Genomic DNA, 7,273 nt, shown 5'->3' on the forward strand with positions numbered 1-7,273 from the left:
CAGGTATCCCAACTGAGCACATCAAAAGATCCATTTCGCTAGGAACAGCGAAAATCAACGTAAATACAGAAAACCAAATCACATTCACAAAAATCGTTCGTGAAGTGTTGAGCGCAGATTCCGAAGCTTTCGATCCGCGTAAATTCCTTGCTCCAGGTCGCGAAGGAATCAAGCAAACAGTTATGGGCAAAATGCGTGAGTTTGGTTCATCAAACAAAGCGTAAGATCATTTTCGAATATACAAAAAAGAGCTGTCTTTCAAACGCCGCTGGCGGGAGAAGGGCAGCTCTTTTTTTGTTATCGGATTTGCGGCAAACGCAAGGCTGCTCACATTCCCGCCAAGCTAAGCGCCAGCAAATAAAAAGGATTTCAACTAGAAGTGAGGAATATAATGTAAAAATAAACATGCTTAAACAGAATGGAGAATGGCCTATCGAGCTCCCTCACTATGAGCAATATAAAAGGATTTTTGCGCAGACAGCGAAGCCTTTTGCTTATGTAAATCTTGATTTATTGGATGCGAATAGTAGAGCCATTGCGGCTGCGGCGGGTGACAAGAAAATTCGTATCGCAAGCAAATCAATAAGGTCTGTGGAGGTTCTTCGACGTATTCTTCATTCAGACAAAGTGTATCAAGGCGTCATGTGTTATACGGCAAGAGAGGCGGCTTTTCTGCTGAAGCATGGCTTTGATGATTTGCTGCTTGGTTATCCCGTTTGGGAGCCGGGCGAAATATCAATTCTGTTAGATGCTGCAGCTAGTGGCCGAACGGTTGTATTTATGGTTGATTCCATTCAGCATGTGGAGCATATCGAGCGGCTTGCAGCAGCCACTGGCGTACAGGCAGCGCTTTGTCTGGATATCGATATGTCTGCAAACTATCCAGGACTGCATTTTGGCATATGGAGATCTCCGGTAACCACATGGCCACTGGCTAAGCCGATTGTCGAGAGGATTATGCAATCCAAATGGGTAAGGCTGGACGGTGTAATGGGGTACGAGGCGCAAATTGCTGGGGTAGGGGACCGCGTCTCGGGACAGTGGTTAAAAAATTCATTCATCCGCCAGCTGAAGCGGCGTTCAATTCGAGAAGTAGCTGAAAGGCGTGAGGAAGTGCTGCAAGGCATTCACGCGTTAGGCGCGGAACTGCGCTTTGTAAACGCTGGAGGCACTGGGAGTATTAGCAGCTCTAAACTGGAGCAGGGAGTAACGGAAATCACCGTGGGCTCCGGTTTTTATTGTCCTACACTGTTCGATCATTATGCTGGTTTTCAGTATTTGCCTGCTGCTGGATATGCGGTGGAAGTCGTGCGGAAGCCAAGAGTAGATATGATAACCTGCTTGGGCGGGGGTTACACCGCTTCAGGTGCTGTTAGCGCGGAAAAAGCGCCGCAGCCGCATTTGCCTGAAGGCTTAACGTTGATTTCGTTAGAAGGCGCGGGTGAGGTGCAGACGCCGCTTCGTTGTCCGAGCGGTTTGGCTCTCGAGCTGGGAGATCCAATCTTTTTCCGGCATGCGAAGGCTGGGGAATTATGTGAACGGTTTCCGATGCTGTATGCGATAACTGGGGAAGGCATTGTTGATGAGTACTTAACCTACCGCGGAGAAGGGGAATGCTTCCTATGAAAGCGAATCGGAAAAGCTGGACAAATTGGTCGGGGTCAGTCACTGCCGCTCCTGAGCTTATTCGGCATCCGAAGACGATAGATGAAGTAGTGGCAATCGTTCGTCATGAGTGTTTGGATAAAGGGAAATATTTGCGCGTTGTAGGATCAGCGCACTCTTTTACGGCGGTTGCTGCTTCTGATCAGGTGCTTGTATCGCTTGACGAGCTGCAAGGAGTGGTGAGCGTAAATGCTGACGAGCAGACGGCTGTCATCTGGGCAGGAACGAAGCTGAAGCGGTTAGGCGAGCTGTTGCATGAAGAAGGACTGGCGCAGGAAAATCTAGGCGATATAGATGTTCAGTCGATTGCAGGTGCGATCAGTACAGGAACTCACGGATCAGGGCTGCGCTTAGGAAGTATAGCTACACAGGTGATTGGCATAAAGGTCGTAAACGGCTTAGGAGAAGTGCTGGAATATACGCTTCAGTCACATCCGGCTGTATTTCGAGCATTGCAGGTTTCATTAGGCACATTAGGCATTATCGTTCAGGTAAAGCTCCGTTTAAGGAGCTCTTATGTACTTTCCTATGAGAGCAAACGTATGGCTTTGACGGACTGCTTGACGCAATTGCCGAATTTTGTAGAGGATAACCGGCATTTTGAGTTTTTTTGGTTTCCATATGCGGAGACTTGTCAGGTCAAACTGATGAATGAGACGGATGYGCCCATACCTACGAACAAATGGATTGAATATGTAAATGAAAAGCTAATTGAAAACACATTGTTTGGCTTACTATCAGGGCTTTGTAAGATGATCCCCACTGCAAGTGCTGCCATAAGCAGGTTAAGTGCATCAAGTGTACCCGTTGCGACGAAAGCGAACTATAGCCACCGCATATTTGCGACAGAAAGAACCGTCCGTTTTTATGAAATGGAATACAGCTTGCCGAAAGAAGCCATGACGTCGGTCATTCGTGAAATGCGAGAGGCAATGGAACGTGAGCGATTCCATGTTCATTTTCCTATTGAGTGCCGGTATGTGGCGGCTGATGAAATCTGGCTTAGTCCCGCGTATGGCCGCGATTCTGCCTATATAGCAGTCCATATGTATAAAGGCATGCCGTACAAACGTTATTTTGAAGTGATGGAGCAAATCTTTCTTCGGTATGAAGGCAGACCCCACTGGGGTAAAATGCATACGCTCAAGGCTGCCAATTTAATTAAGCGTTATCCGATGTGGCAGGAATTTGCCGAAATAAGAAAGCAAATGGACCCTCATGATTTGTTCATGAGTCCTTATTTGCGGGAGTTGTTTACGACTCAAAATTAGCTTTTACATCCGCTAGATCATGTTTAAGCCGGGTAATAAAGCTCTTTGAGATAGGGGTAGAGTGATGTCCTTCAGGCTGAATAAGGCCTAAATAAACAGCGCCTTGGCCTGTTAAATCAAGCTCCAAAATGACCGATTGATCCCGAATAATGGACAAATCACTCACAAAAGAGTAATCAAGGCCAATAGTGACGGCATGATGATTTAGGAGTGCCCTGCCAATCGAATTCGGGTTGTTTGTCGTAAACAAAATATCCACCGCGCCATATTTGGCTTGAAAGTCATCCATAAACCATTTCACATAATCATCATTATACAAGACGATCGTTTGCTGCATAATTTCCTCTGGCGTAATCGTTTTGTTAAGCGCCAATGGAGACTGTGTGCTTACTGCAGCAACCATCTTTACACTCATCAAGCGTTCAATGGACAGTCCGATATTTTCAACAAGGCGATTCTCAAACAAAATAATAAAACCCAAGTCGGCTCGATTATGCAGAATGTCGTCAATAATTTCCTGAGAGCCCTTCTCGAAAATCTCCATTCGTATTTGCGGATAATCCTTTTTAAAATCCATGACGGCATTCTCAATCAGAAAAGCATGGCCGGGAATGRTGGCGAATCGCAAATGGCCTTGTACAGAATTAGAATAGCCCTGCGTGGTCTCGACTAGCTCTTTGTACTTGTTAAGAACTTCATACACCTTTTTTATAATAACAATTCCTTCAGCTGTTGGTACTGCTCCTGACCGAGATCGTTTTAGGATGACAACCCCCCATTCCGATTCTAGGCTTGAAATCGCCTGGCTAATAGCCGATACGGTGACATGAAGATTTTGAGCAGCAGCCGAGATCGACCCCGTTTTTACAACTTCAACAAGATACTCCAGCTTTTCGATATTCATGAATGACCTATCTCCTTTGTTTTAGTTTTTCTTAAGTATAATTCAATTTGTTTAAATTTATCTTAACTTATAACAGTGATAAGATGAAATCAAGGTACAGATACTCGTACTTATAAAGTAAGAGTGAAATTGGCGGATTGTGGACAACGTAATCGAGACCGTTTATGGACTCGAATCACAAGAAGGAGTGTTGATAACATGAGATTCCAAGATAAAGTTGTTATTGTTACAGGCGGTGCAAGCGGTATTGGCGAAGTAACCGTCCGCTTATTTGCCGAAGAAGGGGCGAAAGTGGTCATTGCGGATTTTTCTGATCATGGGCAGGGCGTTTCCGATCAGTTGAATACAGAAGGCTTTGATACCTTGTTTGTAAAAACGGACGTGTCCAACGAGGACGACGTCATTCATATGGTATCCCAGACAGTGAGCAAATATGGCAAGCTGGATGTTCTGTTTGCAAACGCAGGTATAGCTAAGGACGGGCCTGCTGATCTATTAAGCTTAGATGCCTGGAATAGAACCATTGATATTAATCTAACAGGTGTATTTCTCTGTGATAAATATGCAATCAAGCAAATGCTTGCACAAGGCACAGGCGGTTCCATCGTAAATTGCGGCTCCATCCATAGCCACGTTGGCAAAGCAAATGTTACCGCTTATGCTTCTGCGAAAGGCGGCGTTAAGCTTTTGACACAGTCGCTGAGTGCGGACTATGCAACTAAAGGCATTCGAGTCAATGCAATATGCCCAGGATACATTGATACGCCGCTCATCGCAGGACGGAATGAAGCAATTACGCAGCATCTTATCGATTTGCATCCGATGAAACGCCTTGGCAAACCTGAAGAAGTCGGTAAAGCCGTGTTGTTCCTTGCCAGCGATGATGCTTCTTTTATAACAGGTGCCAGCCTGTTGGTTGATGGCGGCTACACAGCGGTATAATTCGCATTTCGATAACTAGGATCTCGTAAGGAAGACAAATCCGAAAGGAAGGATCAACGATGAGATTACAAGGCAAAATTGCTGTTATTACAGGTGCAGGTACAGGTATAGGAAAAACAACAGCGCTTCGGTTTGCTAAAGAGGGAGCCAAAGTTGTCGTAACGGATATCAATCTTGAAAATGTTAAAAAAACAGCGGACGAGATTCAACAGTCCGGCGGTGAAGCGCTAGCTTTACACCATGATGTCAGTCATGAGGATAGCTGGACTCAGGTCGTTGACGCATCCTTATCCGCATATGGACAAATTGATATTTTATTTAATAATGCAGGAATCTATTTCATTAAGCCTCTCGCAGAAACGACGTTGGACGAGTTTAATCGCATGATGAGCATCAATGTCACCAGCGTGTTTCTTGGGATGAAGCATGTTATTCCGCTGATGGCGAAGAAAGGCGGCGGGTCGGTCATCAATGCCTCCTCCGTTGCGGGTCTAAAAGGGGCTGCAGGTCATATTGCATATGGTGCCAGCAAGGGCGCTGTACGAATTATGACCAAGGATGCTGCCGTTGAGTACGCTCCGGCTAATGTCCGCGTCAATTCGATTCATCCGGCCTACATTAATACGGCGATGGGAGCCTACGCTGTTAGCACAGCTAAAATACCTGAGTCTGAATTAGCCGAAATTGTGGCGCCATTAGGACGTTTTGGAACAGTAGAGGAAGTCGCGAATTTAGTTGTTTTCCTGGCATCCGATGAATCTTCTTTCTCTACGGGGGCAGAATTCATTCTCGATGGCGGGGCTACTGCGAGATAAATAAAAAAAGTAAGGGCACCCAAGCGCGGGTGCCCTTACTTTTTGTCTCGCCTTAAATAGAGAAAGGAATTATTTTAATCAACTAGCGCGCCGAAAGAAAGTCTGAATGCTTCGTATTGTGGAGCGGATGCTGCGTCCGCGTGTACTTATAAAATAAAAATGTGAAGAGCGTTTTCTGTGGTGTAGGTATTTGCCTATAGGGGATATAATTCGTCTGCCAAAGTGAACGATAACCTCGTGCAATTAATTTATTTGATCGATTATATATAAGTCATTATAAACAGTTGAGCGTCAGAAGATAACCTATGGTGAAACATAGGTTATCTTCTGACGCTCTTTTTATTGCCGTACCGCCACCTGAATGACACATTGACCCCTTATAGTATAGAAACCGCCATCAATAATAAAGGAAAGATAGGAGAAATAAACATGTATGAAATTCATAATGTATCCAGATTATTCGGCCAGGAATATGCACTTAAAAATATATCTCTTGAAATCAAGGGTGGGCTTAACTTTATCGTAGGTGCATCAGGAAGCGGGAAAACAACCCTCCTCAAAATATTAGCAGGCTTGGACCAGGATTTTAAAGGTGAGGCTTATTACAAAAAGCAAAATCTAAAAACGCTCAGCCAAAAGGATAAGAGTGAGTATCACAATAAAAAAATCGGGATCGTATGGCAGGAATTTAACTTGATCGACGATTTATCGGTATTGGATAACATAAAAATGCCTCTCTATTTAAAAGATACCATTTCAGGTGAACGAATAACTCAGCTCATGAAGCAGCTTAAAATTAATGAGCTCGCAAAGCAGAAGGTCAGAAATCTATCTGGCGGCCAAAAGCAGCGGGTAGCTATAGCAAGAGAGCTTATGAAAAATCCTGAGGTCCTTATTGCGGATGAGCCCACAGCTGCGCTTGACCCGAAATCAGCCAGTGTAATTATTAATATATTGAAGCAAATTGCCAAAACGCGTACAGTCATTATCGTCACGCATGATAGCTCGATGCTTGACGATAAGAGCAGTGTTTTTGAGTTTGATAAAGGTGAGCTCGTGTCGGAAACGAAAGTCGAACAAGCTAAGCCAAAATCATCTCCGATGACAGCAAAACCTGCATTATCTGTGAAGCGGACCATGTCAATCTCAATGACCAATATAAAGAGTAAAATAAGCAGATACGCGGTGTTGGTGATTGCCATATTGGTATCGACAAGCTTTCTATTAATGAATACAACAGGCCGTATACAAAACACGAGTCAAAACAGCTTTGATGAATTGTACGCTGCGATTGGCGAGGGCCTTTTTGATATTGAAATTGCGTCTAAATTTATAAGCGCAGGCAGTTCAAGCGAATCTGATCAAGAGCAAAAGCCGAATGTCGATGTGGATCAGGACATTGCAGGCCTTTATGAAAAATACTTAAATGATGAACGTGTGAAGCACGTGGTATTTGCTCAGGCAGTGAATAATATTACGGTAGTCTTAGATGGCAAGGAGCACAAGATTGAGGGCTCAAACAATGTTCCTGTATTCAAAAAGCTAATAGCTGGTAAAATGCCCTCGGGTGATCATAATGAAGTGGTTGTCTCAAACAGCTTGGCAGATGTTTTAGGCGTTTCCAATAATGATCTCATCGGCAAAACGATTGACCTCCGCGGGACGTTATTTAATTG

At 44.5% G+C, this 7,273-nt stretch carries 7 protein-coding genes; 6 read left to right on the forward strand and 1 reads right to left on the reverse strand.

The features are described 5' to 3' along the window. From AB4Z17_RS30445 to AB4Z17_RS30455, 3 genes are all read left to right on the forward strand, one after another. A partial coding sequence (locus tag AB4Z17_RS30445) for a class II fructose-bisphosphate aldolase (RefSeq protein ID WP_441964022.1) occupies positions 1-224 on the forward strand: 224 nt, incomplete at its 5' end. A gap of 181 nt (positions 225-405) precedes the next feature. After that, a complete protein-coding gene (locus AB4Z17_RS30450; RefSeq protein ID WP_441964023.1) occupies positions 406-1,626 on the forward strand; it encodes an amino acid deaminase/aldolase in 1,221 nt (406 codons plus the stop codon). Beyond that, the gene (locus AB4Z17_RS30455) at positions 1,614-2,936 is read left to right on the forward strand and encodes a D-arabinono-1,4-lactone oxidase (protein ID WP_441964025.1); all 1,323 of its coding nucleotides are present in this window, start codon (positions 1,614-1,616) and stop codon (positions 2,934-2,936) included. Before AB4Z17_RS30450 ends, AB4Z17_RS30455 begins: the two co-directional genes overlap by 13 nt. Here AB4Z17_RS30455 and AB4Z17_RS30460 read toward each other — a convergent pair. After that, positions 2,920-3,840, reverse strand: a complete 921-nt coding sequence (locus AB4Z17_RS30460; protein ID WP_441964027.1) for a LysR family transcriptional regulator — start codon at positions 3,838-3,840, stop codon at positions 2,920-2,922. The two genes, AB4Z17_RS30455 and AB4Z17_RS30460, sit on opposite strands and share 17 nt — an antisense overlap. Positions 3,841-4,038: 198 nt before the next feature. On the opposite strand from AB4Z17_RS30460, the gene AB4Z17_RS30465 reads away from it, so the two are divergent. The 3 genes from AB4Z17_RS30465 to AB4Z17_RS30475 all read left to right on the forward strand — a co-directional run. Continuing rightward, a complete protein-coding gene (locus AB4Z17_RS30465) occupies positions 4,039-4,782 on the forward strand; it encodes an SDR family NAD(P)-dependent oxidoreductase (RefSeq protein WP_441964029.1) in 744 nt (247 codons plus the stop codon). Positions 4,783-4,841: 59 nt separating this feature from the next. Next, complete coding sequence (locus AB4Z17_RS30470; RefSeq protein ID WP_441964031.1) at positions 4,842-5,597, forward strand: SDR family NAD(P)-dependent oxidoreductase; 756 nt, start codon at positions 4,842-4,844, stop codon at positions 5,595-5,597. 429 nt (positions 5,598-6,026) lie between these two features. Further along, positions 6,027-7,273, forward strand: a 1,247-nt coding sequence (locus AB4Z17_RS30475) for an ABC transporter ATP-binding protein (protein WP_441964033.1), incomplete at its 3' end; no start/stop codon positions are given.

Source organism: Paenibacillus sp. TAF43_2 (assembly GCF_052113545.1).
In the GTDB taxonomy this organism is placed as follows: Bacteria; Bacillota; Bacilli; order Paenibacillales; family Paenibacillaceae; genus Pristimantibacillus.

Excerpts from the sequence above, each read along its gene's own strand:
- AB4Z17_RS30450 (WP_441964023.1), top strand. The coding sequence starts at position 406 with ATGCTTAAACAGAATGGAGAATGGCCTATCGAGCTCCCTCACTATGAG.
- AB4Z17_RS30465 (WP_441964029.1), top strand. The coding sequence starts at position 4,039 with ATGAGATTCCAAGATAAAGTTGTTATTGTTACAGGCGGTGCAAGCGGT.
- AB4Z17_RS30470 (WP_441964031.1), top strand. The coding sequence starts at position 4,842 with ATGAGATTACAAGGCAAAATTGCTGTTATTACAGGTGCAGGTACAGGT.